Consider the following 26,456-nt stretch of genomic DNA (forward strand, 5'->3'; position numbering starts at 1 on the left):
CAGCCCGATGACCACTCAGCTGATCGCGGTCGCGGTCCTGCTCGTCGTGATCGCCTGGCTCGCCGCCTGCGCGGAGGCCGGCCTCGCCCGGACGACCAGTTTCCGGGCCGAGGAAGCCGTCCGCTCCGGGCGCCGCGGCAGCGCCAGGCTCGCCCAGGTCGCCGCCGACCCCACCCGCTACCTCAATGTCGCCCTGCTGGTGCGGGTCGGCTGCGAGATGGCCGCCGGGGTCCTGGTGACGTACGCCTGTCTGCGCTCCTTCGACGAGACCTGGGAGGCGCTGACCGTCGCCATCGCCGTGATGGTGCTGGTCTCCTATGTCGCCGTCGGCGTCTCACCGCGGACCATCGGCCGTCAGCACCCGCTGAACACCGCCACCGCGGCCGCCTACGTCCTGCTGCCGCTGGCCCGCATCATGGGCCCGGTCCCGCAGCTGCTGATCCTCCTCGGCAACGCCCTCACTCCCGGCAAGGGCTTCCGCAAGGGCCCGTTCGCCTCCGAGGCCGAGCTGCGCTCCCTGGTGGACCTCGCGGAGAAGGAGTCGCTGATCGAGGACGAGGAGCGCCGGATGGTGCACTCCGTCTTCCAGCTCGGCGACACCCTCGTCCGCGAGGTGATGGTGCCGCGCACGGACCTGATCGCCGTCGAGCGGTTCAAGACCATCCGCCAGGCGCTGACCCTCGCCCTGCGCTCCGGCTTCTCCCGTATCCCGGTGACCGGTGAGAACGAGGACGACATCGTCGGCGTGGTCTACCTCAAGGACCTGGCCCGGAAGGTGCACATCAGCCGGGACGCCGAGTCCGAGCTGGTCTCCACGGCCATGCGCCCGGCCGTATTCGTCCCCGACACCAAGAATGCCGGTGATCTGCTGCGCGAAATGCAGCAGGACCGTAATCATGTCGCGGTGGTGATCGATGAATATGGTGGCACCGCCGGTATTGTCACGATCGAGGACATTCTGGAAGAGATCGTCGGCGAGATCACCGATGAATACGACCGGGAACTGCCACCCGTCGAGGATCTCGGCGACGGCCGCTATCGCGTCACCTCCCGGCTGGACATCGGCGACCTCGGTGAGCTGTACGGTCTCGCCGAGCTGGACGACGAGGACGTCGAAACGGTCGGCGGCCTGCTCGCCAAGCTCCTCGGCCGGGTCCCGATCGCCGGTGCCACCGCCGAGGTCGATGTCTCCGACGACGCCTCCGACCCGGGGCTGAAGGCGCTGCGGCTGACCGCGGAGTCACCGGGCGGCCGCCGGAACAAGATCATTACAGTGCTGTGCGAGCCGGTGCGGCCGGCGGGCGCGAGCGCCGCGGAGGAGTCTTCGGCGGGCGGCCGCTCGGCCGGCTGAACATCCGGGGAATTAGCTGCGTAATTACTGTTGATTCCGGGAATATTTCCCGCTGTCGCGCTCCGCGCGGCTACTTATCTCCAGTGCAGCAGAAATGTTCTGAAAGCCATATCCGGGGAAACTGGATTCCATGGTGGGCGCCATGGAAAGATCTTCGAGCGGTCGCAGTCGCGGCCGCAATGCGTGAGAAATCCTGTAGCGCAGGTTGCCCCGGAGCGGGGGACCGGGGCAACCACCTTTTTCCAGGCCTTCTTCCCGGGCCTGCTCCCTCAGCCGCGGCGCACCGCCGTCCGGGCCGTCCGCAGCCCCGCCGCCACCAGCAGCGCGATCGCCGCCACCAGCGCCGCGTCCAGGCCCAGTCCCAGCTTGATACCGCCGAGCGTGGCCTCGGCGAAGCCGCTGCCGTCCGCCCGCAGCGCGGCGATCCGCGCCGAGGCGACCGCGCTCAGCAGCGGGATGCCGACGGTGATGCCGACCTGCTGCGAGCTGCTGACCAGCCCGGTGGCCAGGCCCTGTTCGTCGTCCGGCACACCCGAGGTGGCGGTCACGCCGTAGGCGATGATCGCCCACAGATGGCCGAGGCTGCCCAGCGTCACCCCGGTCAGGGCCAGCCACATCCCCGCGCCGGTGCCCAGCCCCAGCAGCGCGGCCGTGAAGCCCGCCTGGAGCAGCAGCCCGGTCAGCAGGGTGCGGCGGGCGCCGAGCCGGGCGATGACCTTCGGCGCGACGAGACCGGCGAACGCCGAGACCACGCCCTGCACCCCGAAGACCAGCCCGGTACGGAACGCGGACAGCCGCAGCACCTCCTGGAGGTAGAGCGTCAGCAGGAAGATGACGGCGCTCATCATCGCGAAGGTCGTCAGGCCCGCCAGATTGCCCCAGGCGACGGTGCGGCGGCGCAGCATCGGCAGCGACACCAGAGGCTGCGCGGCCCGCGACTCCACCCGCACGAACGCGGCCAGCAGCGCCACGCCCGCGAGCAGCGTGACCAGCACGTCCGGGCGGCCGAAGCCCTGCTCGGCGGCGGTCGACAGGGCGTAGATCAGCGACAGCAGCCCGCCGGTGACGGTGACCGCGCCGGGTACGTCGATCCGCGGCCGCTGCGGATGCCGCGACTCGGTCAGCAGCAGCGGTGCCGCCGCCAGGACCGCCACCCCGGCCACGGACAGCAGTCCCATGGTGGAGCGCCAGCCCAGCCCGTCGGTCATCACCCCGCCCAGCACCATGCCGATGGTGAAGCCCGTCGAGAGCACGGTGCCGCTGATGCCCAGCGCGCGTTCGCGCTGCGGGCCCTCGGCGAAGGTGGTGGTGAGCAGCGACATCCCGGTGGGCACGATGACCGCCGCGCCCAGGCCCTGGAGCGCCCGCGCGGCCAGGAAGACCGCGGGGGACCAGGCCAGCGCGGCCAGCACCGAGGCCGCGGTGAACAGCCCGAGCCCGATGAGGAACAGCCGGCGCCGCCCGTAGAGATCGGCGATCCGGCCGAACAGCAGCAGGAAGCCGCCGGAGGGCAGGGCGAACGCGGTGACCGCCCACTGCAGGTCGGCCTGGTCCATCCCCAGGTCCCGGCCGAGCACGGGCAGCGCCACGTTCAGGATGGAGAAGTCGAGGGCGATGACGAACTGCGCGCCGCACAGGAGCAGCAGGATGAGCCTGGCGCGGCCGGTCAGCCGCGGGCCGGCCGGGGCGGCGGCCGGCGCGGAGCCGGGAACGGGGCGCGGGGCGGCGGCCGTTGTGGGGCCGGCCTCCGGGGTGCCGGAGGCGGGAACGGTGTCGGTTGTCGGCATGGAACGAGGCTGCGGCCCCGGAAGACCGCGTGGGGAGCGGGAACTTATCGTGGTGTCCGCACCACCAGCCACGCCGACAGGGGGAGACACGTGGCCTTGAACACCGCGACCGGGGGCACCGCGCGCCGGCGCCAGGAACTGCGTGACTTCCTCCGGAGCCGCCGTGCCCGGGTCACCCCGGCCGAGGCGGGGCTGCCCGACGGCGGCCGGCGCCGCACTCCGGGTCTGCGCCGCGAGGAGGTCGCCGTCCTCGCCGGGGTCGGCGCCTCCTGGTACCAGTGGCTGGAGCAGGGCCGCGACATCACCGTCTCGCCGCAGGTGCTGGACGCGGTCGCCCGGGTGCTGCGGCTCAGCGGCGCCGAGCGCCGGCATCTGTACGTCCTGGCCGGGCTGAACCCACCGCTGCGGCAGGACGCCGAGGAGCTGGGCGACACCGAGGTCTGCGCCGGCCTGCAGCGGCTGATCGACGCCTGGATGCCGTACCCGGCGCACATCATGGACCCCTACTGGAACCTCGTCGCCCACAACGACGCGGCGGGGCTGGTGCTCGGCCACGGCCGCCCCGGAGTCTCGACGAACTGCCTGATCGCCTTCTTCACCGACCCCGTCTACCGTGCGCGGGCGGCGAGTTGGGAGGCGAACGCCCCCTCGCTCGTGGCGCAGTACCGGGCCGCGTGGTCGGCGCGGCCCGGTGACGAGGGCTTCGACGAGGTGGTCCGGGAGGCCTCGGCGCTCAGCGCGGAGTTCGCCGAGCTGTGGGGGCGCGGCGATGTGCAGGACGGCGGGACGCTCCACAAGGAGCTGGACCATCCGCTCGTCGGCGCCCTGCTCTTCGAGACCACCCAGCTGCGGATTCCGGTCCGGCCCGATCTCAATATCGTGCTGCACAACCCGCGTCCGGAGACGGACACCGCGGCCAGGCTGGAGTGGCTCACCTCTCCGGAGGGGCGGCGCGGCGGGATGTCCTCGGTCGCGGGCTGACGCCCGCCGGGGCCGGTCGGGCCCCGCCGCCCCTTGCCCCGTCCGGCGCCGCCCCGCATATGCTCGCCCGTATGAGCGAAGCCGCACCGCTGGACCCCGAAGACCGCAAGATCATCACGCTCGCGCGTTCGGCGCGGGCCCGTAACGGCGTGCCGGAGGGCGCCGCCGTCCGCGACGAGACCGGCCGCACCTATGTCGCCGGCACCGTCGCCCTGGACTCGCTGAAGCTCAGCGCGCTCCAGACGGCCGTCGCGATGGCCGTCGCGAGCGGGGCCACGTCCCTGGAGGCCGCGGCCGTGGTCACCGACGCCGGGAGCGCGGCCGACGCGGACCGTGCGGCCGTACGGGACCTCGGCGGCCCCGATACGCCGGTGCTGGTCGCGGGCCTCGACGGCGCCCTGCGCAGCACGGTCCCGGCGGGCGGGACGCCGGCCTGAGCCGGGCCGCCCGCTCGACGGCGGCCGCACGACGGCGTACGGGGCGGCCCGCCGGGACCGGAGGGCCGCCCCGCGCCGTCCGCGCCCGCACCCGGCCGGCTCCGGGCAGGGATGGTCGGAGGCGCGCCCGGGATCGGGGAGAATGGGCGCCATGAGCGTTCGTACCGAGTCCTCCGCCCCGCACCGCGCGGGCTTCGCCTGCTTCGTCGGCCGTCCCAACGCGGGCAAGTCGACCCTGACGAACGCGCTCGTCGGTACGAAGGTGGCCATCACCTCCAACCGCCCGCAGACCACCCGCCACACCGTCCGCGGCATCGTGCACCGCCCCGAGGCCCAGCTGGTCCTGGTCGACACCCCGGGTCTGCACAAGCCCCGCACCCTGCTGGGTGAGCGGCTCAACGACGTGGTCCGCACCACCTGGTCCGAGGTCGATGTGATCGGCTTCTGCCTGCCCGCGGACCAGAAGATCGGCCCCGGCGACCGCTACATCGCCGGTGAGCTGGCCGACATCAAGAAGACCCCCAAGGTCGCCATCGTCACCAAGACCGACCTGGTCGACAACAAGGCGCTGGCCGCCCAGCTGATCGCCATCGACCAGCTCGGCAAGGAGCTGGGCATCGAATGGGCGGAGATCATCCCGGTCTCGGCGGTGGGCGACGCCCAGGTGTCCCTGCTCGCGGACCTGCTGGTCCCGATGCTCCCGGAGAGCCCGCCGCTCTACCCCGAGGGCGATCTCACCGATGAGCCCGAGCAGGTCATGGTCGCCGAGCTGATCCGGGAGGCCGCGCTGGAGGGCGTCCGCGACGAGCTGCCGCACTCCATCGCGGTGGTCGTCGAGGAGATGCTGCCGCGCCAGGACCGCCCCGCCGACAAGCCGCTGCTCGACATCCACGCCAACGTCTACATCGAGCGCCCCAGCCAGAAGGGCATCATCATCGGCCCCAAGGGCAAGCGGCTCAAGGAGGTCGGTATGAAGTCCCGCAAGCACATCGAAGCGCTGCTGGGCACGCCGGTCTTCCTGGATCTGCACGTCAAGGTCGCCAAGGACTGGCAGCGCGACCCGAAGCAGCTGCGCAAGCTGGGCTTCTGAGCCCGCTCCGGGGCCGGCGCCCCGCGGGCCGGGCCCGACGCTCACGCCCGGCGCCCGCGCCCTACGCCACGCCCCGGATCCTGCGCACCAGCAGCGCCCCCAGCAGCCCGACGGCCGCCGCGACGCCGTACAGCACCCGGTAGCCGCCGAGGTACTGCACGATCGGGGCGGCCAGCACCGGGGCGGCCACCTGCGGCAGCGCGTTGGCGATGTTGATGACGCCGAGGTCCTTGCCGCGGTCGGCGGCGGCCGGCAGCACCTCCGTCATCAGCGCGAAGTCGACGGAGGTGAAGACGCCGAAGCCGACCCCGAGCAGCGCCGCGGCGCACAGCGCCCCCGGCCAGGTCTGCCACCCGGCCAGCAGTCCCGTCGCCACCGTCATCAGCACCCCCGCCCACAGCACGAACGGCTGCCGCCGCCCCACCCGGTCCGACCAGAGGCCCCCGACGACGACCGTGCCGAGCAGGGTCACGGCGTTGACCGCGGTCAGCACCAGCACCCCGCCGTCCGGGTCCGGCCGGTGCAGCACGTCCCGCAGGTAATAGAGCAGGTAGAGCAGGGCCAGCGCGTTGCCGAGGTTGACCAGGAACCGGGTCAGCCAGGCCCACGCCAGATCGGGGTGGCGGCGCGGGCTGAGCCGGAACCCGGCGAGCAGCGCCCGTACGCCGCGCACCGGCCGCCGCCCGGCCGGCAGCACCGGGTCCCGGTGCAGCAGCACATACGGCAGCACGCCCAGCACCGCGAAACCGGCACAGGCCAGATAGCCCCCGGCCACCCCGCCCGCGACCGTCGCCAGCCCCGTGCCGGCCACCACCCCGAGGATCTGCGCGGCCCCCACCCAGCCGCCCACCGCCCCGCGCTGCCGGTGCGGCACCCGGTCCGGCACCGCCGCCGTGACCGCCGCGAACGCCGCGTTGAGGGTGAGCTGCACCAGACACCACCCCAGCGCCATCGCCGGCACCGTGCCCGCCCCGGCCAGCAGCACCAGCGCACCGGCCCCGCCCAGCGCGCCCGCCACGATCCAGGGCGTGCGCCGCCCGAACCGCGACGCCGTACGGTCCGACAGCGCCCCGAACAGCGGGTTGGCCACCATCGAGACGACGGCCCCGGCCCCCGTCACCCACGCCAGCACCGACTCCTTCGCGGTGCCCGGCGGCGCGAGTTCCGCGGCCTGGAGGGCGAGCAGGATCTGCAGCGGCCCGTACCACCCGACCCAGATCGCCCCGTTGGCCAGCGACAGCGCGGCGGTCCAGCCGCGCCCGGCCGGCTCCGTCGGCTCCGTGAGCGCCTCCGGAGCCGTGGCGCGGCTCATCCCCGGGCCTGGTCCCGGAGGGCGTCACGCAGCCAGCGGAAGGACGCCTTGGGCGTCCGCTCCAGCGTCGCGTAGTCCACGTGCACCAGCCCGAACCGCCGGGCGAAGCCCTCCGCCCACTCGAAGTTGTCCATCAGCGACCAGACGAAATAGCCCCGGACGTCGGCCCCGGCCGCCATCGCCTTGTGCAGTGCCCGCAGATGCCCGTCCAGGAACGCGATCCGCTCCGCGTCGTCGATGCCCTCGTACGAGCACCCGTTCTCGGTGATCACGACGGGCGGCAGCCGGTCGCCGTACCGCTCCTGGAACGACAGCAGCAGCTCGGTGAGCGCCTCCGGCACCACCGGCCAGCCGAAGTCGGTCCGCGGATAGCCCTCGATCTCCTGCGGAGCGAAGGGCAGCTCGGGCGGCAGCCGTATCCCGCCGAAGTCGGCCGCCCCCGCCCCGTCCGCCCCGGGGGCGCCCACCAGCGTCGGCTGGTAGTAGTTGATCCCGTACCAGTCCAGCGGCTCCGCGATCACCTTCAGATCGTCGGCGACCGGCCCCGGCAGCAGCGCCGCCAGCGCCTCGTCCGGATACCGCCCCAGCAGCACCGGTTCCGCGAACAGCCGGTTCAGCAGCAGGTCGTAGAGGTCGGCCGCGGCCCGGTCCGCCTCCGACGCGCTCGCCGTCCACGTCGGCCCGTGCGAATTGGCGATCCCGATGTCCGTCGCCCCACGGGCCCGCAGCGCCTGGACGGCCAGACCGTGCCCGAGCAGCTGGTGGTGAGCCGCCGGCAGTGCGTCGAAGAGCAGCTGCCGCCCCGGCGCGTGCTGTCCCAAGCCGTAGCCCAGCAAGGTCACTTCGGCCGGTTCGTTGAGCGTGATCCACCGCTCCACCCGGTCCCCGAGCCGCTCCGCCACGACGTCCGCGTACGCCGCGAACCGCTCGGCGGTCTCCCGGACCAGCCACCCGCCGCCGTCCTCCAGCGCCTGCGGGGTGTCCCAGTGGAACAGCGTCGGCACCGGTGCGACGCCCGCCGCCAGCAGCGCGTCCACCAGCCGGTCGTAGAAGTCCAGCCCGGCCGCGCTGACCGCCCCGCGCCCGTCCGGCACCACCCGCGGCCAGGCCACCGAGAAGCGGTACGCCCCGACCCCCAGCTCGGCCAGCAGCCCCACGTCCTCGCGGTACCGGTGGTAGTGCCCGGTCGCCACCCGCGGATCCGACCCGTCCTTGATCCGCCCGTCCTCCGCCGCGAACACATCCCACACGGACCGTCCCCGCCCGCCGTCCGCCACCGCCCCCTCGATCTGCGGCGCGGACGTGGATACCCCCCACACGAAGTCACGGGGGAAGCGGGGCAGGGCTCCGGGCACCGTTTCGGTCGTCATGAGCCGGATCTTTGTAACCGGCGGTAACGGTGTCAAGGGGGCGGTGGCACACGGGAGTTGACCCCGATGCGGCCCTGTGAAGCTCCCCGGGGGGCTACGCCCCTTCCTTCATCACCTTCGTGATCAGGGAGCGCTGTTCCTTCGTGAGGCGCGGGTCGGAGCAGTAGACCGTCCGGCCGTCGACCGTGATCTGGTAGCTGAAGCCGTCCGGGACCCCTACGGGGGGTTCGGTGCGGGCGGTGGCGACGGCCTGGGTGGCCAGGGTCTTCCAGTCGTCGGCGTCGGCGCGGCCCGAGGTGTCGATCTCGGCGCGGCGGTCGACGCCCGCAAAGCCTCCGGTGCGATGGACGTGAATGCGCATAACGGCTCCTCCGACGTCTTCGACGGACTCCTACCCCGTAAGGCCACGGTAATCGTGCGCGGGGCGGAAGACGCTGTCGAATCCCGCCCCGCGCACCGTGCCGGCGCTACTTCGCGGTGATGCCGACCTGCGTCCAGGCCTTGACCATCGCCTCGTGCTCGGCGCCGGTGCCGAAGCGGGCCTGGGCGGCCTTGATCGTGAGGGCGGCGAAGTCGGCGAACGTGGCGGTCTTGCCGAGCTCGCCGCCGGTCAGGACGTCGTACCAGATCTGTCCGGCGCGCTCCCAGGCCTTGCCGCCGATGGCGGTGGCGGCGAGGTAGAAGGCGTGGTTGGGGATGCCGGAGTTGATGTGCACGCCGCCGTTGTCGTCGGTCGTCTTGACGTAGTCCTTCATGGCGGCGGGCTGCGGGTCCTTGCCCAGGACGTCGTCGTCGTAGGCGGTGCCCGGGGCCTTCATCGAGCGCAGGGCCTTGCCGGTGACGTTCGGGCCGAGCAGGTCGGCGCCGATCAGCCAGTCCGCCTGGTCGGCGGTGTGGCCCAGGGCGTACTGCTTGATCAGCACGCCGAAGACGTCCGACACCGACTCGTTGAGGGCGCCGGACTGGCCCTGGTAGTCGAGGTTGGCGGTGTACTGGGTGACCCCGTGGGTGAGCTCGTGGCCGATCACGTCGACGGGAATGGTGAAGTCCTTGAACAGGTCGTTGTCGCCGTCGCCGAAGACCATCCGCTCGCCGTCCCAGAAGGCGTTGTCGTACCGCCGGCCGTAGTGGACGGTCGCGTTGAGCGGCAGGCCGGCGCCGTCGATCGACTTGCGGCCGTAGACCTTGAGGTAGAGCTCGAAGGTGGCGCCCAGACCGGCGTGGGCGCGGTTGACGGAGGCGTCCTTGGAGGGGCCGTCGGACTCGCTGCGGACCTTCTTGCCGGGCAGGTCCTCGTGGTGCCGGGCGTCGTAGATGGTGCGGTTGGGCTTGTCGGCGTCGGCGCCGGGCTCGCCGGGGGTGAGGCCGCCGCGGGCGGCGATCGCGCGGCGCTCGGTGCGCCGTGCGTAGTCGTGCTCCAGGGTGCGGCGGGCGGGCTCGTGCCGCTCGGGGTCGTCCGACTGGGCCAGGTTGTCGAGGATGTGCGGCGGGATGATCGTGCAGAAGACGGGCGTGTGGCAGGTGGCGGGATCTGACTGCGCGTCGTTGAGGTCCATGCACAAACGGTGGCACTGTGTAATGCGGCTGTCACTGCCCGCGTCCAAGATTCCCGTAAAAGTGTGGTTGGTCGCATTTAAGCCACAACGTCCGTCCGGTCCCGCATACTGATACGCGACCGCCGGACAGGGCGTACCTCGGCTAGGGTGCTGTGCATCATGCGTTTCGGGCTGCTTCTCCTTAGCTGCCGCGGCGAGGGCCTGTAGTCGTAGGCCGACCCCCTCCCCGCGGAGTTCGGTGCTGCGATCTGTCGCCCCGTCGGCCTCTCCCTGGCTCTTCTGGAGCAGGGGGACCCCCAGCGGACATACGAGGAGCCCTACGCACCATGACGAATCCGTCGAGCCCCGCAGGTCATGCCGTCGGCCGCCGTACCCCGGTCACCAACGCCACGCAGCTGCAGCAGCCCTCCGGGATGCCGGTCCACAAGTACTCCCGCTACGAAGCGGTGGACATTCCCGACCGCACCTGGCCGGACAACCGCATCACCGTCGCACCCCGCTGGCTCTCCACCGACCTGCGGGACGGCAACCAGGCGCTGATCGACCCGATGTCCCCCGCCCGCAAGCGCGAGATGTTCGACCTGCTGGTGCGCATGGGCTACAAGGAGATCGAGGTCGGCTTCCCGTCCTCCGGCGAGACGGACTTCGCGTTCGTCCGCTCGATCATCGAAGAGGGCGCGATCCCCGAGGACGTGACGATCTCCGTCCTGACGCAGGCCCGCGAGGAGCTGATCGAGCGCACCGTCGAGTCGCTGCGCGGCGCCCACCGCGCCACGGTGCACCTGTACAACGCCACCGCGCCCACCTTCCGCCGCGTCGTCTTCCGCGGCTCGAAGGAGCAGGTCAAGCAGATCGCGGTGGACGGCACCCGGCTGGTCATGGAGTACGCCGACAAGATCCTCGGCGACGAGACGATCTTCGGCTACCAGTACAGCCCGGAGATCTTCACCGACACCGAGCTGGACTTCGCCCTGGAGGTCTGTGAGGCGGTCTGTGACGTCTGGCAGCCCGAGGAGGGCCGCGAGATCATCCTGAACCTGCCCGCCACGGTGGAGCGTTCGACGCCGTCCACGCACGCGGACCGCTTCGAGTGGATGTCGCGCAACCTCTCCCGCCGCGAGCACGTATGCCTGTCCGTGCACCCGCACAACGACCGGGGCACCGCGGTCGCCGCCGCCGAGCTGGCGATCATGGCGGGCGCCGACCGCATCGAGGGCTGTCTGTTCGGGCAGGGCGAGCGCACCGGCAACGTCGACCTGGTGACGCTGGGCATGAATCTGTTCTCCCAGGGCGTCGACCCGCAGATCGACTTCTCGCAGATCGACGAGATCCGTCGCACCAGCGAGTACTGCAACCAGATGGAGATCCACCCGCGCCACCCCTACGCGGGCGATCTGGTCTACACCGCCTTCTCCGGCTCCCACCAGGACGCCATCAAGAAGGGCTTCGACGCCATGGAGGCCGAGGCCACCGCCGCCGGCAAGACCGTGGACGACATCGAGTGGGCGGTCCCGTACCTGCCCATCGACCCCAAGGACGTCGGCCGCTCCTACGAGGCCGTCATCCGCGTCAACTCGCAGTCCGGCAAGGGCGGCATCGCCTACGTCCTGAAGAACGACCACCACCTGGACCTGCCGCGCCGGATGCAGATCGAATTCTCCCGGATCATCCAGGAGAAGACCGACGCCGAGGGCGGCGAGGTCACCCCGGCCGCCATCTGGTCGGCGTTCCAGGACGAGTACCTGCCCCACTCCGGCAACCCGTGGGGCCGTATCCAGGTCAAGAACGGCCAGACCACCACCGACAAGGACGGCATCGACACCCTCACCGTCGAGGCCGAGGTGGACGGCGCGGAGACGGTGCTGGTCGGCACCGGCAACGGCCCGATCTCGGCGTTCTTCGACGCGCTGCAGAGCATCGACGTCGACGCGCGGCTGCTGGACTACCAGGAGCACACCATGAGCGAGGGTGCCTCCTCGCTGGCCGCCTCGTACATCGAGTGCGCCATCGGCGACAAGGTGCTGTGGGGCATCGGCATCGACGCCAACACCACGCGCGCCTCGCTGAAGGCCGTGGTCTCCGCCGTCAACCGCGCGGGCCGCTGACGCCCGGCAACCGGCCGCCCCAACCGCGCGGGCCGCTGACGCCCGGCAACCGGCCGCCCCTTTCCGGCGCCCCCGCGGCTCCCTTCGAGCCGCGGGGGCGCCGTTGTGCGACCCCGCCACCTGAACGTGGGGTTTGCCTGCGGCTCACATCACGGTGAGTGAGCACGTCGGTACTTTTGGTTATTGACGCCCGTCGGACCGGCCGCGGCGCGGACACCAAGGACGTGCAGATGAGCAGATACGGCATGCCCGCCCTCTCCCGGGCGGCCGTCGCGGCGGTCGCCTCGCTTGCCGTGATGGCCTCCGCGTTCGCCCCGGCGGCATCCGGGACCCCGCCCCGGACGGCGGACCGCCCGCAGTATGTGGCGCTCGGCGACTCCTACAGCGCCGGAGTGTTCGTCCGCCCCTGGGACGAGCGCGACGGCTGCGGCCGCTCCGGCCGCAACTACCCGCACCAGGTCGCCGGGCAGCTCGGATTCGCGCTGACGGACGTGACCTGCGGGGCCGCCGAAGTGGTCGACGGGGTCCTGGCGCCCCAGCCGGCCTCGAAGATCTACGGGCCGCCGACCATCCCGCCCGCGGGCGGCTGGTCCGATCTGCCGCCGCAGGCCGACGCGTTGAGCCCCGGCACCGACGTCGTGACCGTCGGCATCGGCGGCAACTCCCTCGGATTCGGGGCCATCGTGCGCAAGTGCCTCGAACTGGGCGCCACCAAGCCCCTGCAGCGGAAACCCTGCACCGACCACTACAGCGACGGTGGTGCGGGCGAGGCCTGGCTGGAGGAGCGGTTCGCCCGGCTCGACACCGACATCGCCCACATGATGTCGGTGATCCGCCGACGCGCACCGCACGCCCGGGTCGCCGTCGTGGGCTATCCCGCCATCGTCCCGCACAGCTCCGGCTGCACCTTCGGCCACTGGAACCAGCTCGGCAGCGTCAAGAAGGGCGATATGCCCTGGCTCGACAGCCTCGAACTCCGCCTGAACGCCCTGCTGGAGAAGCACGCCGCCTACCACGCCGCGGTCTACGTCGACACCTACGGCCCGAGTACGGCACACGGCGTCTGCGAGTCCGGCGACGCGAAGTGGATGTACGGCATCAAGGACAACCTGACCGGTGACGGCGACCAGACCGACCCGCCCGCGGAGCTGTGCCGCTCCCTCCCAGGCACCGGCGAGGCCTGCACCTTCGTCCACCCCAACGCCCGAGGCCTGGACAACCAGACACAGCAGGTGTCCCGGGCGCTGATGATCTCGACGGGGTGAGGACATCAGCGGGCCGATGACCCCGGCGGGCTGACGGCGGTCCCGGCCCGGACCCGCCGCACCCCCACCGTTTTGGCCAAGCCGGGCCCGCGTCAAGGACGGTCCACTCAACCGCCCACCCGTTACCCATGGCCTCATGGCCACGCTCTTCACGCCGCCCACAGGCCCCGCCCCCTACCCTCCGCGGGGGCGGGTCCTTCGGCATCCGGCCAGTTGTCCGGTACGAGGTGCTGACGCCGCATCACACATGTGGCTAACATCACGTCCAATACGACGAGGGGGCCATGGGGGGGTACCTCCCGTGTCCGGACGGTCACGGGTGAGCTACGGAGGGCTGACGTGGTGCACAAGATGTGTGTGATGGGCGTGCGCACGTCCTGGCGGACCGTCGCCGACGGTGAGTTCTTCTGCCCGGACTGCGGCGGGGACCGCAACTACCTCCGCCGGACCGGCCGTCGCCGGCTGACCGTCCTCGGCCTCCCGCTCTTCTCCCGCGGCGCCGCCGGACCGGTCCTGGAGTGCTCCGCCTGCGGCGGCCACTTCGGCCCGGACGCCCTGGACCACCCCACCACCCTCCGCTTCTCCGCGATGCTCCGGGACGCCGTCCACACCGTCACCCTCGCGGTGCTGGCCGCCGGCGGCACCTCCTCCCGCGCGGTCCGCGAGGCCGCCGTCGACACGGTCCGCACGGCCGGCTTCGCCGACTGCTCCGAGGACGAGCTGCTGACCCTGCTCGCCGCCCTCGCCGCCGACACCGCCCGGCTGACCGGCACCTACGGCGCGGTCACCGGCGGCCACTGCGGGCACCAGGGCCTGGACCCCTGCGGCACCGCGCTGGCCATAGAACTCCACGAGGCCCTGGAGCCGCTCGCCCCGCATCTCGCTCCCGCGGGACGGGAGTCGCTCCTCCTCCAGGGTGCCCGGATCGCCCTCGCCGACGGCTCCTACACCCCCGCCGAACGCGAGGTGCTCAGCACGGTCGGCGCCGCCCTGATGCTGCGCCCCGCCGAGATCAGCCGGCTGCTGGCGGCGGCCCGTACACCGTCCTGAGGGACACCGGCCACGACCGCCGTCCTGGCCCCGGACAGCGCGCGACCCCGCCACCCGGGCAGGGTGACGGGGTCGCGTGCCGTCGGCGACCGGCCGGTTCACACAGCGGCCAGCCGCACCGGCAGGCTGCGCAGACCGCCGGAGATGAAGCCGCCGGTGGCCTCCAACTCCTCGTCCGGAGAAGCCAGTTGGATGCCGGGGAAGCGCGCGAACAGCGCCGGGAGGGCGATCCTGGCCTCCATACGGGCCAGCGGCGCACCCAGGCAGTGGTGGACGCCGTGGCCGAACGCCAGATGCTCCTGGCGGCTGCGCCGGGTGTCGAAGTCGCCGGCCGTGTCGCCGTGGAACCCGGGGTCCCGCCCGGCCGCCGCGTACCCCGGCAGGATCGCCTCACCCTTGCGGATCGTCGGGCCGTCCGCGATCGCGATGTCCTCCACCGCGAAGCGGAGCGGCAGCGCGGCGATGCTGGGCGCCCAGCGGAGGGTCTCCTCGATCACGTCGTTCCAGGAGACCTCGCCCGACAGCACCAGTGCGAGCTGCTCGGGGTGGGTCAGCAGGGCGTGCACGGCGTTGCCGAGGAGATCGACGGTGGTTTCGTGACCGGCGCCGATGACCAGGAGCAGGGTGTCCAGCAGCTCCTGCTCGGTCATCCGCCGGCCCTCGTCGTCCCGTGCGGAGACCAGCAGACTGGTGAGGTCGTCCGCCGGGTTCTCGCGCTTGGCGGCGACCAGCCCGGACAGCAGCGCATGGACGCCCGCCGCGGTGGCACCGGCCTGCTCCGGGGTGGCGGTGGTGTCCATGATGGCCTCGACGAGACGTGCGAGTTCGGCGCGCTGCTCGCCCTCCGGGAAGCCGAACAGCTCACAGATCACCTGCATCGGCAGCGGGTGGTTGAAGCGTTCCCGCAGGTCCAGCGGCTCGCCCGCCGGGTGCGCGGCGAGGCCGTCCAGCAGCGCCGTGGTAATGCTCTCCACCCGCGGGCGGATGGCATCGGTACGGCGGGCCGTGAACGCGGGGGCGATCAGCTTCCGCAGCCGCCGGTGATCGGCGCCGTACGCGGTGAACATGTTGGTGACGCCGATCCAGGACTGCAGCCAGCTGCTGCGGATCTCCTCGCGCTGCCACTCCGGCCAGTGCTCCCGGGGGTTCTTGGAGACCCGGTCATCGGTCAGCAGCTGCTTGAGCAGGGTGTGGCTGGTGACCGTCCAGGCCTCGATCCCGCCGGGCAATTCGGTCCGGGCCACCGGGCCTAGTGCGCGGAGGCGGGCCGCCTCGCCGTGGATGTCGCTTCCGACCGGGTCGATGACGAAGGGCTGCTGTCCCTGTTGTGCCACGGGGTGGCTCCTGCCTGGTCGGGAGTGATCGGGGTGAAGCGGGCCGGGAGCGCGACGAGGGCCCGGTGGAAGGCGCCGTTGCGCCACTGCAACGTGCCGGGGTCCACGGCGAGTTCGATGTCCGAGAGCCAGGCGGTGAGCCGCTCGATCGCCGTGGTGGCGATCAGCAGCGCATGCCGCTTCACGGGGCAGGCGTGCGGGCCGGCCGCCCAGGCCAGGTGCGAGCCGCCGCCCGAACCGGGGGTGTCCAGTGAGGTGGTGTCGAACTGGCTGTTGGCGGCCGCGTACGACACCATCACCAGCTGTCCCTTGCGCACCCAGGTGCCGTGGAAGAAGACGTCCCGGACCGGGAAGTGGGCCGAGTAGTTCGTCAGCGGCGGGTCGTTCCACAGCACCTCGTTGATGGCGTCGTGCGCGGTCAGCGCGCCGCCGGACAGGGTGTTGTAGTAGCGGTCGTCGGAGAGCATCCGCGACAGCGCGTTGCCGATGAGGTTGGCGAGCGGTTCGTTGCCCGCGCCCATCGTGAGGATGATGTTGTGGATCAGCTCCTCGTCGTTGAGCGCGTTGGGGTGGTCCATGAACCAGGACGTCAGGTCGGGGCCGCGCGCGGCCTTCTTGGTACCGACCAGCTCCATGATGTAGTTCGTGAAGGCGTCGTTGGCCGCCGCGGCCTCCTCCGGGGAGGTGCCGTCCAGCATTCCCGCGATGGCCTCGATCAGCCGCTCGCTGTAGGAATCGGGCATCCCGAAGAGGTTGTTGAACATCAGCAGCGGGATCAGCCGCGCGTAGTCGCCGATCAGATCGACCTCGCCGTGCGCCCCGAAGCGCTGGATCAGGGTGTCCGCGGCCTGGTGCACCCGGGCCCGCAGCTCATGCGGCTCGACCAGCTTGAAGCTGTCGACGACGACGTCCCGGTAGCGGACGTGCTCCGCCCCGTCCGCGTAGAAGATGTTGGGACGCCACATCAGCATCGGCATGACCGGCGAGTCCGCCGGGACGGTGGTCATCCACTCCCGGGAGTCCTTCGACCAGGTGGCGTCGTCGTGCAGCAGGTCGAGCGCCGCCCGGTAGTCGGTGACCAGCAGTGCGGGCACCTCCGGGGCGATCTCGACCGGCGCCAGCGCGCCGTGCTGGCGCAGCTGTCCGTAGATGCGGTGCGGGTCGGCGGCGAACTCCGGCCCGTAGAGCTTCACCGGGGCGTGGGCGTCGGCAGGTGTCTGCTGGTACGGAGCGGCGGCGTGCGCCGGGCAGCCCGGTGGCGGCGCGGCTCCCGGCCGGTGCGGGGAAGTCACGGGTTCGGGTTCTCCTCGGGGGTGTGTGCCAGGACGTGCCCGACGAGCGAGATCAACGCGTCGACGGACTGCTCCCGGTCGCGGGCGTCGCACATCACCAGCGGTGTGTCGGGGTGCAGATCGAGCGCCTCGCGGAGCTTTTCGACGCTGTACTCGGGCGCGTCGGGGAAGGTGTTGACCGCGACCGCGTAGCGCAGCCCGGCCTCCTCGACGATGTCCATCACCTCGAAGGAGTCCGCCAGCCGGCGGGTGTCCGCGAGGACCAGGGCACCCAGTGCGCCGCGGGCGATGTCCTGCCACAGGGGACGGAAGCGCTTCTGGCCGGGCGTGCCGAACAGATACAGCGCCAGGTCCCCGGGCAGGGTCAGCCGCCCGAAGTCGATGGCGACGGTGGTGGTGGTCTTGTCCCGGACCCCGGCGAGATCGTCGACGGAGGCGCCGGTCTGGGTCATGACCTCTTCGGTGTGCAGTGGCGGCGTTTCCGACAGCGCACGGATGAGGGTGGTCTTGCCGACCCCGAACGGGCCCGCGACCAGCAGCTTGACCAGTGTCTGGTTCTCGCCGGAGAGATACATGCCGCCGGTGCTCGCGCCGGTTCCGGGGCTAGGACTTGAGAGAGCGGAGTCCATCGAGAACCCTCTCCAGGATGTGTCGGTCGAATTGCTCGGCTTCGGGGATGGGGGCGCGGGCGTGCAGCCGCCCGGCGTCGACGAGGTCGGCCACCAGCACCTTCACCACGCTCACCGGCAGGTGAAGGTGGGCGGCGACCTCGGCCAGAGACAGCGCCCCGGGCTGCAGCAGCTCCAGGATGCGGTGCTCCTCCGGGCGTACCTCACTGGTGATCGGCATCCCCACGCCGTGCAGCAGGGTGAGCCGGTCCAACGTGTTACGGCTGGGCTGGGCGCGTCCGCCGGTCGCCAGATAGGCCGGTACGAGGCGCCTGCCGCTGCTCTGGCGCGGGGTCATGCCGGGTTACCGACGTCCCGCGCCCGGCTGTTCATGACCTTGTTGCCCAGGGTCGTCACCTGGACCTGCATGTGGTGGGCGACCACACCCATGTTCACCTCCGGGCCGGCGAAGACGGCCAGGCAGGTGTTCTCGCCGGCCGGAATCGCGAAGACGAAACCTTCATCGGACTCGATCACGGTCTGCCGCAGCCGGGTGTCGTCCGTCCCGGCGAACGCCGCGGTCACGGCACGCCCCGCGCCCTGGAGCGCGGACATCATCGCGGCCACACCTTCGCCGCTGTCCCGCTCCAGACCGGGCGAGGCCCCCTCGATGAATCCGTCGCCGGAGATGACGGCTGCGTGGATAACATGCGGCAACTCCAAGAGCGGCGCCAGCACCCAGGACTTGTCCTCGGCAACACGGCGGCGGGCGGGGTTGTTCATGACTGAGCGTTCCCTTCGGGACTGCGAGGGGGTTCTGACTGGGCGGCTGCCCGGCCGGATTCGGTACCGCGCTGGAGCGCTGCCCAGCGGGAACCGGTCTCTTCCGGGGTCCGCGGCGGAGCCGACTCGGTGCGCTGGGCACTCTCGTCGAGTTCGGAGACGGGCTTACGGCGCCGCCGGCGCGGGAGTTCCCCTTCGGCCGGCGGGGCGGGAGCCTCGTAGGAGGGGGCGGGCTGCGCGGCGGGCGCGGGCTGTGCGGTGGCGGCCGGGGGCGGTGTCGCGGACCCGGTGGGCAGCACCGAGGAGGAACGATCCGGCACCGCGGAACGGTGCGGCATCGGCGCCATCACGGACATCGGCTGGGTGCTCTCGTCGAGGACGGTGAGCAGCGGGTCACCCGGGATGTACACGACCGCCCGCACCCCGCCGTACGGCGAGGGCTCGACATGGACCCCGAAGCCGTACTGGCGCACCAGCTGACCGGCCGCCGCGAACCCGGACCGCGGCGGGTCGCCGAGCTGGGTGAGCAGCAGGTCCTCGTCACCGGCCAGCAGCTCCATCGCCGCCTTGATCTCGTCGTCGTGCATCCCGACGCCGTAGTCGTCGACGATGACCGAGGCGCCGCGGTTGCCCTGCTGGAGGGTGATGGTGACGGGCAGCTCACGGTGCGAGTGGTGCAGCGCGTTGGCCAGCAGCTCGGTGACCACGATCGCGATCGGCTCCACCGCCCGCGCGACCACGGCGACCGGGTCACGCAGCTGATTGCTGATGTTCACCCGCTCGTAGCCGCGCAGCCGGGAGGTGGCGCCGACGACCAGCTCGGCGAGGTAGGAGTCCTCGCGGGTCAGCCCCGGCCAGGCACCGCAGACCACACCGGTGGCCTGGACGCGCCGCAGCGCCTGCTCGTTGAGGAAGTCGGCGTTTAGCAGGTCCTGGGCGACGTTCGGGTCGTCGTAGCGGTGCTGCATCTCCTGCAGCGACGTCTGGATGCGGTAGAGCAGCGCCTGAATGGTGGTGGTCGCCCCGCGGAGGGTGGACTGCGCGGCGGCGTCGACCCGCGCCCGCTCCTTGGTGATCGCGTCGCTGACCTGCTCCAGTACGCCGTTGAGCGCCTGGTCGGTCTCCGACCCGGCGAACCGCGCGTCCAGCAGCCCCGGTACGGGCACATGCGGATGGGCCAGCGCCAGCGTCAGTTCGGGGAGCCGGGTACCGGCCAGGTGCCGGATCTCGGCCTCGGTGGCGCGCAGCCGGGCCGTCAGCTCCGTATTGCTGTGGAGCGTGGCGCTGTTCTGTTCCTCAGCGGCGGACAGGCGCTTTCTCAGGCCCGCGCGCTCCCGGCCCGCACGGATCGAGAGCGCCGCCAGGACCACGGCGGCGGCCGTACCTGTGCTGAGGCACCACAACAGCGCCTCCGGTATGGATGTCATCGAGATCCTCATTCGGGTACTGACTGGATCGGCCGGCCTTCACGGCGACGTGTATTGCCGAACTTCACGGGATGCTACCGGGCGGTTGACGAGCCGTGAGGGCCAGTTCCACGGGGCGACTGAGAAGTACGGAAGGTCGTCTTCCACCCGCGATGACCCGGACCATAACGTGATGTGGCCCCGTCATCCAGTGGGATGGCGGGGCCTTTGTGGGCCTGTTGTGTACGCCTGGTGAAAGCCGGTCAGGCGCCGGTGAAATGCGAGTTTTTGACGGCGTCGACGAACGCGGTCCATCCCGCGGCCGGGAAGACGAGGGCGGGGCCGTGGGGGTGCTTGCTGTCGCGGACGGGGACGATGGAGAAGTGGTCCGCCACCTCGATGCAGCTGCCGCCCTCGCCGTTGCTGTAGCTGCTCTTGCGCCAGCGGGCGGTGCTCAGGTCGTGGTCTCGCATCGTTTGTAGTCCTCAGCCGTCGACTCGATCAGGGTCAGGGCCGCCTCCGGCGACAGCGCGGCGCCCCTGAGCAGATCGTAGGCTCGCTGTGCTCGCTTCACCACAGCCGGGTCATCCACCAAAGTTCCCGCAAACGACGTTTCTGTATAGATGGTTGGCGGTGCGTCGTCGAATTCCATGAGCGTAAACATTCCGCCCATGGATGCGTGCTCCCCTGCCGCATGTGGGAGCACGGTCACCCAGCCATGCGCTTACGTGCGACCGAGGCGATGTGCTCCAGTTGCTCGGCCATGTCGGTCGGGCTGCCCACCGGCACGCGCAGTGCGGTTTCGTGCAGCACGGCCCAACACTCCGGCTTTCTGGTCTTCTTGAGGATGGTGGCCCGTTCCAGTCGAGAGGACACCTTCTCCTCGACGTACGCGTCGGTGACGAACGGGTTGGCGGCGATGGTGATGGCTCGTGCGTACGCTGCGGTCTGGAAGATCCCGGGAATCACCGACGGCGCGAATTCGCAGATCTGGGTGGCCCGCTTCTCCAGGTCTGCCACCGGCGCGAAGTAGGGCGCGTACGGCGACGCATCCAGTAGCTTCCGGCACAGCCGCTCGAAGAAGCCGTCGGCGTTGAGCACCTCGTCGATCTGGATCGCCGTTTGCAGGCGCGGCTTGCGTTCTGCCGACTCCAACCTGCTGATCAGCGTGCGGTCCATGAACAGCCGCAGTCCCATCTCCTCCTGGGTCAGGCCGGCTGCCTCCCGTCGGCTCTTCAGTTCCGAACCCCAGATTTCCCCCCCGAGCTGTTGCGCAGCGTTGGCCATGGCCTCCTCCCTTCCCTGCAAGGCAGTTGTAGCGCTCATCTCATTGCGCAGCCTAAATCCGCAGCGTCACGCTCTGGATGCGAACAGTGAAATCCCCACGGAAGGTGTGGACGTGATGAAGCGGATCAAGGAAACAGGAAGCGCAACGACCGCAGCCGCTCGTCGGCTGGCCGATGCCCGGCGGGGCGACGCCGCGTACCAGGCGCGCGCAGCCAGGGGGGCCCGGCCCGGACGCCGCAGCAGGCCGGGCGACCGCGGCCCGGCCGCCATGCGCGAGAATGACGCCATGAGTCTGTTCCGCGACGACGGCATCGTGCTGCGCACCCAGAAGCTGGGCGAGGCGGACCGGATCATCACGCTGCTCACCCGGGGGCACGGCCGGGTCCGGGCGGTGGCCCGTGGGGTGCGGCGGACGAAGTCGAAGTTCGGGGCGCGGCTGGAGCCGTTCTCGCATGTCGATGTGCAGTTTCATGCGCGCGGCAGCGAGCTGATCGGGCGCGGGCTGCCGCTGTGTACACAGAGCGAGACGATCGCCGCGTACGGCGGCGGGATCGTCACCGACTACGCCCGCTACACCGCCGGCACCGCCATGCTGGAGACCGCCGAGCGGTTCACCGATCACGAGGGCGAGCCCGCTGTGCAGCAGTATCTGCTGCTGGTCGGCGGGCTGCGGACGCTGGCGCGCGGGGAGCACGCACCGCATCTGGTGCTGGACGCGTTCCTGCTGCGCTCGCTCGCCGTCAACGGTTATGCGCCAAGTTTCGACAGCTGTGCGCGGTGCGGGATGCCCGGCCCCAACCGGTTCTTCTCGGTCGCGTCGGGCGGGGTGACCTGCGGCGACTGCCGGGTCCCGGGGAGCGTCGTACCCTCCTCTGAGGCCATCGGACTCCTGAGTGCGCTGCTGACCGGCGACTGGGAGACCGCGGACGCCTGCGAGGCCCGCCATGCCCGGGAGGGCAGCGGGCTCGTCACGGCGTATCTGCACTGGCATCTGGAGCGGGGCCTGCGTTCCCTCCGGTACGTAGAGAAATAGCGGAAACGACCCTCAAGAAAACACGCCCCTCAAGGCGAAACGCCCTTCAAGACCTATAGGAGAAGTGGGCCGCATGGCACGACGCGGGATTCTGGGCCGTAATCGACGTGAGTACGAGACGCCCGAGCCGCACCCTTCCGGTGCGCGGCCGCCGAAGATCCCCGGTGAGCTCGTCCCGAACCATGTGGCGGTCGTCATGGACGGCAACGGCCGGTGGGCCAAGGAACGCGGACTGCCGCGCACCGAGGGCCACAAGGTCGGCGAGGGCGTCGTCCTGGACGTGCTCAAGGGCTGCATCGAAATGGGCGTGAAGAACCTTTCGCTGTACGCCTTCTCCACGGAGAACTGGAAGCGGTCGCCCGACGAGGTCCGCTTCCTGATGAACTTCAACCGCGATGTCATCCGGCGGCGCCGGGACGAGATGGACGCGCTGGGGATTCGTATCCGCTGGGTCGGGCGGATGCCGAAGCTGTGGAAGTCGGTCGTGCAGGAGCTCCAGATCGCCCAGGAGCAGACCAAGAACAATGACGCGATGACGCTGTATTTCTGCGTGAATTACGGCGGCCGGGCCGAGATCGCGGACGCGGCGGCGGCCATTGCGGCGGATGTGCGGGCCGGAAAGCTGGACCCGTCGAAGGTCAATGAGAAGACCATCGCGAAGTACATGTACTACCCGGACATGCCGGATGTGGACCTCTTCGTGCGGCCGTCGGGCGAGCAGCGCACCTCGAACTACCTGATCTGGCAGAGCGCGTACGCCGAGATGGTCTTCCAGGACATTCTTTGGCCGGACTTCGACCGCCGGAACCTGTGGGAGGCCTGCCTGGAGTACGCCAAGCGCGACCGCAGGTTCGGTGGCGCGCAGCTGGCGGAGGGCGAGTCCGCGACGTAAGGCTGCGGGCAGACGCGCGAAGGGCCGCCTCCGGTCATCGGAGGCGGCCCTTCGGCGTGGCGTCGTCGTGCTGCCGTTACTGCTTCGCGGCGGCCTGCCCGGCGCACTCGCCGCAGGTGCCGAAGATCTCGATGGTGTGCGCGACGTCCTGGAAGCCGTGGTCCTTGGCGATCTGGTCGGCCCACTTCTCCACCGCGGGGCCCTCGACCTCGACGGCCTTGCCGCAGGTCCGGCACACCAGGTGGTGGTGGTGATCATCGGTGCTGCACCGGCGGTAGACGGCCTCGCCGTCGCTGGTGCGCAGCACATCGACCTCACCGGCGTCGGCGAGGGACTGCAGCGTCCGGTAGACGGTGGTCAGCCCGACGGAGTCGCCCTTGTGCTTGAGCATGTCGTGCAGCTCCTGCGCACTGCGGAACTCGTCGACCTCGTCGAGTGCGGCCGACACCGCGGTCCGCTGCCGCGTCGACCGGCCGCGTACCGGAGATCCCGCGCTCGTCGCCACCGTTGCCTCCCTAGGACGTCAGTACGTCAGGACTTCCCCCTGCGCATGCGTCCCGCCATTGTGCCAGGTGATGACCGGCCCGCCGGGGAGACGCTTACCGATACACGTATCTGTCCGCGGTGGTGCGTCGCCGGGCCGCTTGCGGTCCGCCGGCTCCGTTCCGCCCCTGCCTCACCCGGCCACACTCACGTCGTCCGTCGCCGCGCCGTCGCCGGGTACCTCCAGAGTGCACCCCTTCGAGGCCTCCGCGGCAGTCGTTGCGCGCCTTTTCGCGAGCGGGGCGGCGAGACCGGTGAAGATCACGAACAGTCCGATGGCGAACAGCACGATCGTGGCGCCGGACGGGACGTCGACGTAGTACGAGGTGGTGGTGCCGGTGACGGTGACCGCGACACCGATCGCCACGGCCACCGAGAAGGTGACCGCGAAGCTGCGGCTGATCTGCTGGGCGGCCGCGACCGGGATCACCATCAGGGCGCTGACCAGCAGCAGCCCGACGACCCGCATGGCGACGGTGACGGTGACCGCGGCGGTGACGGCGACCAGCAGATTGAGCAGCCGCACCGGCAGGCCGGTCACCCGGGCGAACTCCTCGTCCTGGCACACCGCGAACAGCTGGCGGCGCAGCCCGACCGTGATCGCCAGCACCAGGGCGGCCAGCACATAGATCGTCGTCATGTCCTGCGGCGAGACGGTGGTGATCGAGCCGAAGAGGTAGGTGCCGAGGTTGGCGTTGGAGCCCGCGTCGGAGAGGTTCATCAGCATCACACCGCCCGCCATACCGCCGTAGAACAGCATGGCCAGCGCGAGATCGCCGCGGGTCTTGCCGTACCAGCGGATCAGCTCCATGACGACCGAACCGGCGATGGCGACGGCGGTGGCGACCCAGATGGGGCTGGTGTTGAGCAGGAAGCCGAGGCCGACGCCGGTCAGCGCGACATGGCCGATGCCGTCGCCCATCAGGGCCTGGCGGCGCTGGACGAGGTAGATGCCGATGGCGGGGGCGGTGACGCCGACGATCAGGGCGGCGATCAGGGCCCGCTGCATGAAGGCGTAGTTCAGGATTTCCATGTCGCTCCACCTCGCGAAAGGGAGCCGGTGCTCGGGTGTCGGCCGGGGGTGCGGGGGTCGTTCCCCGAAGAGCGCGGCATCAGCTCAGCAGCCCCGTCCTGATCGGTTCCGCGGCCTGGTCGGCGTGCGGGTGGACATGGTCGTGGCCGGGCAGTGCGTGCTGGCCCACGGCCTCGGGCGGCGGGCCGTCGTGGACGACACAGCCGTCCCGCAGCACCACCGCACGGTCGATCAGCGGCTCCAGCGGGCCCAGCTCGTGCAGTACGAGCAGCACCGTGGCACCGCGGCCGACCTGTTCGCGCAGCGCCGCGGCGAGCACCTCCTGGCTGGCCAGGTCGACGCCGGCCATCGGCTCGTCCATGATCAGCAGTTCGGGTTCGCCGGCCAGTGCACGGGCGATCAGCACCCGCTGGTGCTGCCCGCCGGACAGCGCGTTGACGGAGTCCCTTGCCCGGTCCGCCATGCCGACCAGCTCCAGCGCCCGGTGCACCGCGGCCCGGTCGGCCTTGCGCAGGATGCCCAGCTTCGTACGGGCCAGCCGGCCGGCCGTGACGACCTCGCGGACCGTGGCGGGGACGCCGCCGGCCGCGGTGGTGCGCTGCGGGACGTAGCCGATCCGGGCCCACTGCCGGAACCGCCGGAACTCCGTGCCGAAGAGGGCCAGCTCACCGCCGGTGAGCGGGACCTGGCCGATCACGGAGCGCACGGCGGTGGACTTGCCGGAGCCGTTGGCGCCGAGCAGCGCGACGACCTCACCGGAGTGCACGGTCAGATCGACACCGCGCAGCACCGGGCGGGCGCCCAGCGAGGCGGTCGCCCCGCGCAGGGCGATCACCGGCGGGGTGTGCGGCTGGTTCATGGTGGCCTCCGTCACGTGCGGTGCGGTGTCCGTCACTTGCTGCCGAGCGCCTTCTGCAGTGCGGCGAGGTTGGCGCGCTGCACACCGAAGTAGTCCTTGCCGCGGGACTTCGCGGTGATCCCCTCCAGCGGATCGAGGACATCGGTCTTCAGGTGGAGGTCGCCGGCCAGGGCCTTGGCGGTGGCCGGGTTGGCGATCGTCTCGAAGAAGACCGTGGAGACGTGGTGCTCCTTGGCGAGGGTGTGCAGGTCCTTGATGCGCTTGGCGCTGGGCTCGGACTCCGGGTCGAGTCCGCTGATGGCCTCCTCGGTGAGGCCGTAGCGCTCGGCGAGGTAGCCGAAGGCGGCGTGGGTGGTGAGGAAGGTGCCCGACGCCCGCTTCTTCAGGCCGTTCCTGAAATCGGCGTCCAGTCCTTCCAGTTTCTTCACCAGCGCGTCGGTGTTCTTCCGGTAGTCGGCCTTGTTCTTCGGGTCGGCCTTGGCGAGGGTCTTGTTGACGCCCTCGGCGACCTCGGCGTACTTCACCGGGTCGAGCCAGATGTGCGGGTCCTTGCCGCCCTCGGACTCGGAGTGCGAGTGGTTGTCGCCGGTGGTGTGATCGTGGCCGTCGACCTCGGTGCCGTGCTCTTCGAGGGAGGTGAGGGCGGCCGCGTCGGCGACGTGCTTGGCGCCGGACTGCGCCACGGCGGCATCCACGGCGGGCTGCAGGCCCTTGAGGTAGACGACCGCGCCGGACTCACCGAGCTGGGCGGTCTGCTTCGGGGAGAGCTCCAGGTCGTGCGGCTCGACCCCCGGCTTGGTGAGGTCGGTCACCTCGACGTGCTTCCCGCCTATCTGCCGGGCGAGGAATTCCATGGGGTAGAAGGACGCGGTCACCCGCAGCTTGCCGTCCTCGGTGCGGGCGCCGCTCGCGGGGGAGCATGCGGTCAGGGCCAGCAGGCCGAGCACCGAGACTCCGGCCAGGGTCGCGGTGGATATGGGACGGCGTATGTTCATGACACTCATTTTCAACAAAGTTGGAAACGATTGTCAACAACAGCTGGGGCGGTGTGAGCGGGGCGACAGTGGGCCGGAACCGATTTG

At 70.9% G+C, this 26,456-nt stretch carries 25 protein-coding genes and 1 pseudogene; 9 read left to right on the forward strand and 17 right to left on the reverse strand.

Going from position 1 to position 26,456, the window contains the following annotated elements:
* Positions 1-7: 7 nt before the first annotated feature.
* Entirely contained in the window at positions 8-1,351 is a 1,344-nt protein-coding gene (locus tag ACFW5B_RS14205) for a hemolysin family protein (RefSeq protein ID WP_386438347.1), read from the forward strand.
* 269 nt (positions 1,352-1,620) lie between these two features.
* Here ACFW5B_RS14205 and ACFW5B_RS14210 read toward each other — a convergent pair whose 3' ends face one another.
* The gene (locus ACFW5B_RS14210; protein WP_386438349.1) at positions 1,621-3,138 is read right to left on the reverse strand and encodes an MFS transporter; all 1,518 of its coding nucleotides are present in this window, start codon (positions 3,136-3,138) and stop codon (positions 1,621-1,623) included.
* 90 nt (positions 3,139-3,228) lie between these two features.
* Between ACFW5B_RS14210 and ACFW5B_RS14215 the strand changes: the two genes are divergently transcribed.
* The 3 genes from ACFW5B_RS14215 to era all read left to right on the forward strand — a co-directional run bounded on the left by ACFW5B_RS14215 (position 3,229) and on the right by era (position 5,646).
* A complete protein-coding gene (locus ACFW5B_RS14215; protein ID WP_386438352.1) occupies positions 3,229-4,119 on the forward strand; it encodes a helix-turn-helix transcriptional regulator in 891 nt (296 codons plus the stop codon).
* A gap of 59 nt (positions 4,120-4,178) precedes the next feature.
* A complete protein-coding gene (locus ACFW5B_RS14220; RefSeq protein ID WP_386438355.1) occupies positions 4,179-4,556 on the forward strand; it encodes a cytidine deaminase in 378 nt (125 codons plus the stop codon).
* A 142-nt stretch (positions 4,557-4,698) separates the two neighbouring features.
* On the forward strand, positions 4,699-5,646 hold the full coding sequence (era, locus tag ACFW5B_RS14225) for a GTPase Era (protein WP_386438357.1): 948 nt from the start codon (positions 4,699-4,701) through the stop codon (positions 5,644-5,646).
* Positions 5,647-5,707: 61 nt separating this feature from the next.
* Here era and ACFW5B_RS14230 read toward each other — a convergent pair whose 3' ends face one another.
* The 4 genes from ACFW5B_RS14230 to ACFW5B_RS14245 form a co-directional block, all read right to left on the reverse strand.
* Complete coding sequence (locus tag ACFW5B_RS14230; RefSeq protein ID WP_386438360.1) at positions 5,708-6,958, reverse strand: MFS transporter; 1,251 nt, start codon at positions 6,956-6,958, stop codon at positions 5,708-5,710.
* Positions 6,955-8,328, reverse strand: a complete 1,374-nt coding sequence (locus tag ACFW5B_RS14235; RefSeq protein ID WP_386438362.1) for a GH1 family beta-glucosidase — start codon at positions 8,326-8,328, stop codon at positions 6,955-6,957. Before ACFW5B_RS14235 ends, ACFW5B_RS14230 begins: the two co-directional genes overlap by 4 nt.
* A 94-nt stretch (positions 8,329-8,422) precedes the next feature.
* A complete protein-coding gene (locus ACFW5B_RS14240; protein WP_386438365.1) occupies positions 8,423-8,689 on the reverse strand; it encodes a protealysin inhibitor emfourin in 267 nt (88 codons plus the stop codon).
* 106 nt (positions 8,690-8,795) lie between these two features.
* Positions 8,796-9,884, reverse strand: coding sequence for a M4 family metallopeptidase (locus ACFW5B_RS14245; protein ID WP_386438368.1), 1,089 nt, complete (start codon positions 9,882-9,884; stop codon positions 8,796-8,798).
* A gap of 326 nt (positions 9,885-10,210) precedes the next feature.
* On the opposite strand from ACFW5B_RS14245, the gene leuA reads away from it, so the two are divergent.
* From leuA to ACFW5B_RS14260, 3 genes are all read left to right on the forward strand, one after another.
* Positions 10,211-11,989 (forward strand): 2-isopropylmalate synthase, encoded by a 1,779-nt coding sequence (gene leuA, locus ACFW5B_RS14250; RefSeq protein WP_386438371.1) that lies wholly within the window; start codon positions 10,211-10,213, stop codon positions 11,987-11,989.
* A gap of 230 nt (positions 11,990-12,219) precedes the next feature.
* The gene (locus ACFW5B_RS14255) at positions 12,220-13,254 is read left to right on the forward strand and encodes an SGNH/GDSL hydrolase family protein (RefSeq protein WP_386438374.1); all 1,035 of its coding nucleotides are present in this window, start codon (positions 12,220-12,222) and stop codon (positions 13,252-13,254) included.
* A gap of 351 nt (positions 13,255-13,605) precedes the next feature.
* Positions 13,606-14,304, forward strand: coding sequence for a TerB family tellurite resistance protein (locus tag ACFW5B_RS14260; protein WP_386438728.1), 699 nt, complete (start codon positions 13,606-13,608; stop codon positions 14,302-14,304).
* 98 nt (positions 14,305-14,402) lie between these two features.
* Here the strand turns inward: ACFW5B_RS14260 and ACFW5B_RS14265 are convergent, their stop codons facing one another.
* The 8 genes and pseudogenes from ACFW5B_RS14265 to ACFW5B_RS14300 all read right to left on the reverse strand — a co-directional run bounded on the left by ACFW5B_RS14265 (position 14,403) and on the right by ACFW5B_RS14300 (position 21,014).
* Positions 14,403-15,638: a cytochrome P450 gene (locus tag ACFW5B_RS14265; RefSeq protein ID WP_386438378.1), complete on the reverse strand. Its 1,236-nt coding sequence runs from the start codon at positions 15,636-15,638 to the stop codon at positions 14,403-14,405.
* The gene (locus ACFW5B_RS14270) at positions 15,554-16,930 is read right to left on the reverse strand and encodes a cytochrome P450 (protein WP_386438381.1); all 1,377 of its coding nucleotides are present in this window, start codon (positions 16,928-16,930) and stop codon (positions 15,554-15,556) included. Before ACFW5B_RS14270 ends, ACFW5B_RS14265 begins: the two co-directional genes overlap by 85 nt.
* Positions 16,927-17,505, reverse strand: a complete 579-nt coding sequence (locus ACFW5B_RS14275) for an ATP/GTP-binding protein (protein WP_386438384.1) — start codon at positions 17,503-17,505, stop codon at positions 16,927-16,929. The genes ACFW5B_RS14270 and ACFW5B_RS14275 overlap by 4 nt, the downstream gene beginning before the upstream one ends.
* A 28-nt stretch (positions 17,506-17,533) precedes the next feature.
* Positions 17,534-17,896: a DUF742 domain-containing protein gene (locus ACFW5B_RS14280; RefSeq protein ID WP_362606290.1), complete on the reverse strand. Its 363-nt coding sequence runs from the start codon at positions 17,894-17,896 to the stop codon at positions 17,534-17,536.
* Positions 17,893-18,321 carry a roadblock/LC7 domain-containing protein gene (locus ACFW5B_RS14285; RefSeq protein WP_386438388.1) on the reverse strand — a complete coding sequence of 143 codons (429 nt, stop codon included), beginning with the start codon at positions 18,319-18,321 and terminating at the stop codon, positions 17,893-17,895. Before ACFW5B_RS14285 ends, ACFW5B_RS14280 begins: the two co-directional genes overlap by 4 nt.
* The gene (locus tag ACFW5B_RS14290; RefSeq protein WP_386438391.1) at positions 18,318-19,748 is read right to left on the reverse strand and encodes an ATP-binding protein; all 1,431 of its coding nucleotides are present in this window, start codon (positions 19,746-19,748) and stop codon (positions 18,318-18,320) included. Before ACFW5B_RS14290 ends, ACFW5B_RS14285 begins: the two co-directional genes overlap by 4 nt.
* 242 nt (positions 19,749-19,990) lie before the next feature.
* The gene (locus ACFW5B_RS14295) at positions 19,991-20,200 is read right to left on the reverse strand and encodes a DUF397 domain-containing protein (RefSeq protein ID WP_386438394.1); all 210 of its coding nucleotides are present in this window, start codon (positions 20,198-20,200) and stop codon (positions 19,991-19,993) included.
* Positions 20,182-21,014, reverse strand: a pseudogene (locus tag ACFW5B_RS14300) (Scr1 family TA system antitoxin-like transcriptional regulator). The gene ACFW5B_RS14295 and the pseudogene ACFW5B_RS14300 overlap by 19 nt, the downstream one beginning before the upstream one ends.
* 286 nt (positions 21,015-21,300) lie before the next feature.
* Here ACFW5B_RS14300 and recO point away from each other — a divergent pair.
* Together recO and ACFW5B_RS14310 are read left to right on the forward strand one after the other, a co-directional pair.
* Entirely contained in the window at positions 21,301-22,047 is a 747-nt protein-coding gene (gene recO / locus ACFW5B_RS14305) for a DNA repair protein RecO (RefSeq protein WP_386438397.1), read from the forward strand.
* Between the two features lie 73 nt (positions 22,048-22,120).
* Entirely contained in the window at positions 22,121-22,939 is an 819-nt protein-coding gene (locus tag ACFW5B_RS14310) for an isoprenyl transferase (protein ID WP_386438400.1), read from the forward strand.
* Between the two features lie 76 nt (positions 22,940-23,015).
* Here the strand turns inward: ACFW5B_RS14310 and ACFW5B_RS14315 are convergent, their stop codons facing one another.
* The 4 genes from ACFW5B_RS14315 to ACFW5B_RS14330 form a co-directional block, all read right to left on the reverse strand.
* The gene (locus tag ACFW5B_RS14315) at positions 23,016-23,444 is read right to left on the reverse strand and encodes a Fur family transcriptional regulator (RefSeq protein ID WP_386438403.1); all 429 of its coding nucleotides are present in this window, start codon (positions 23,442-23,444) and stop codon (positions 23,016-23,018) included.
* Positions 23,445-23,615: 171 nt separating this feature from the next.
* Positions 23,616-24,515 carry a metal ABC transporter permease gene (locus ACFW5B_RS14320; RefSeq protein ID WP_386438406.1) on the reverse strand — a complete coding sequence of 300 codons (900 nt, stop codon included), beginning with the start codon at positions 24,513-24,515 and terminating at the stop codon, positions 23,616-23,618.
* 79 nt (positions 24,516-24,594) lie between these two features.
* Positions 24,595-25,374, reverse strand: a complete 780-nt coding sequence (locus ACFW5B_RS14325) for a metal ABC transporter ATP-binding protein (RefSeq protein ID WP_386438409.1) — start codon at positions 25,372-25,374, stop codon at positions 24,595-24,597.
* 32 nt (positions 25,375-25,406) lie between these two features.
* Positions 25,407-26,369: a metal ABC transporter substrate-binding protein gene (locus tag ACFW5B_RS14330; RefSeq protein WP_386438412.1), complete on the reverse strand. Its 963-nt coding sequence runs from the start codon at positions 26,367-26,369 to the stop codon at positions 25,407-25,409.
* Between the last annotated feature and the right edge of the window lie 87 nt (positions 26,370-26,456).

Source organism: Streptomyces sp. NPDC058773, from assembly GCF_042746015.1.
GTDB lineage: Bacteria > Actinomycetota > Actinomycetes > Streptomycetales > Streptomycetaceae > Streptomyces.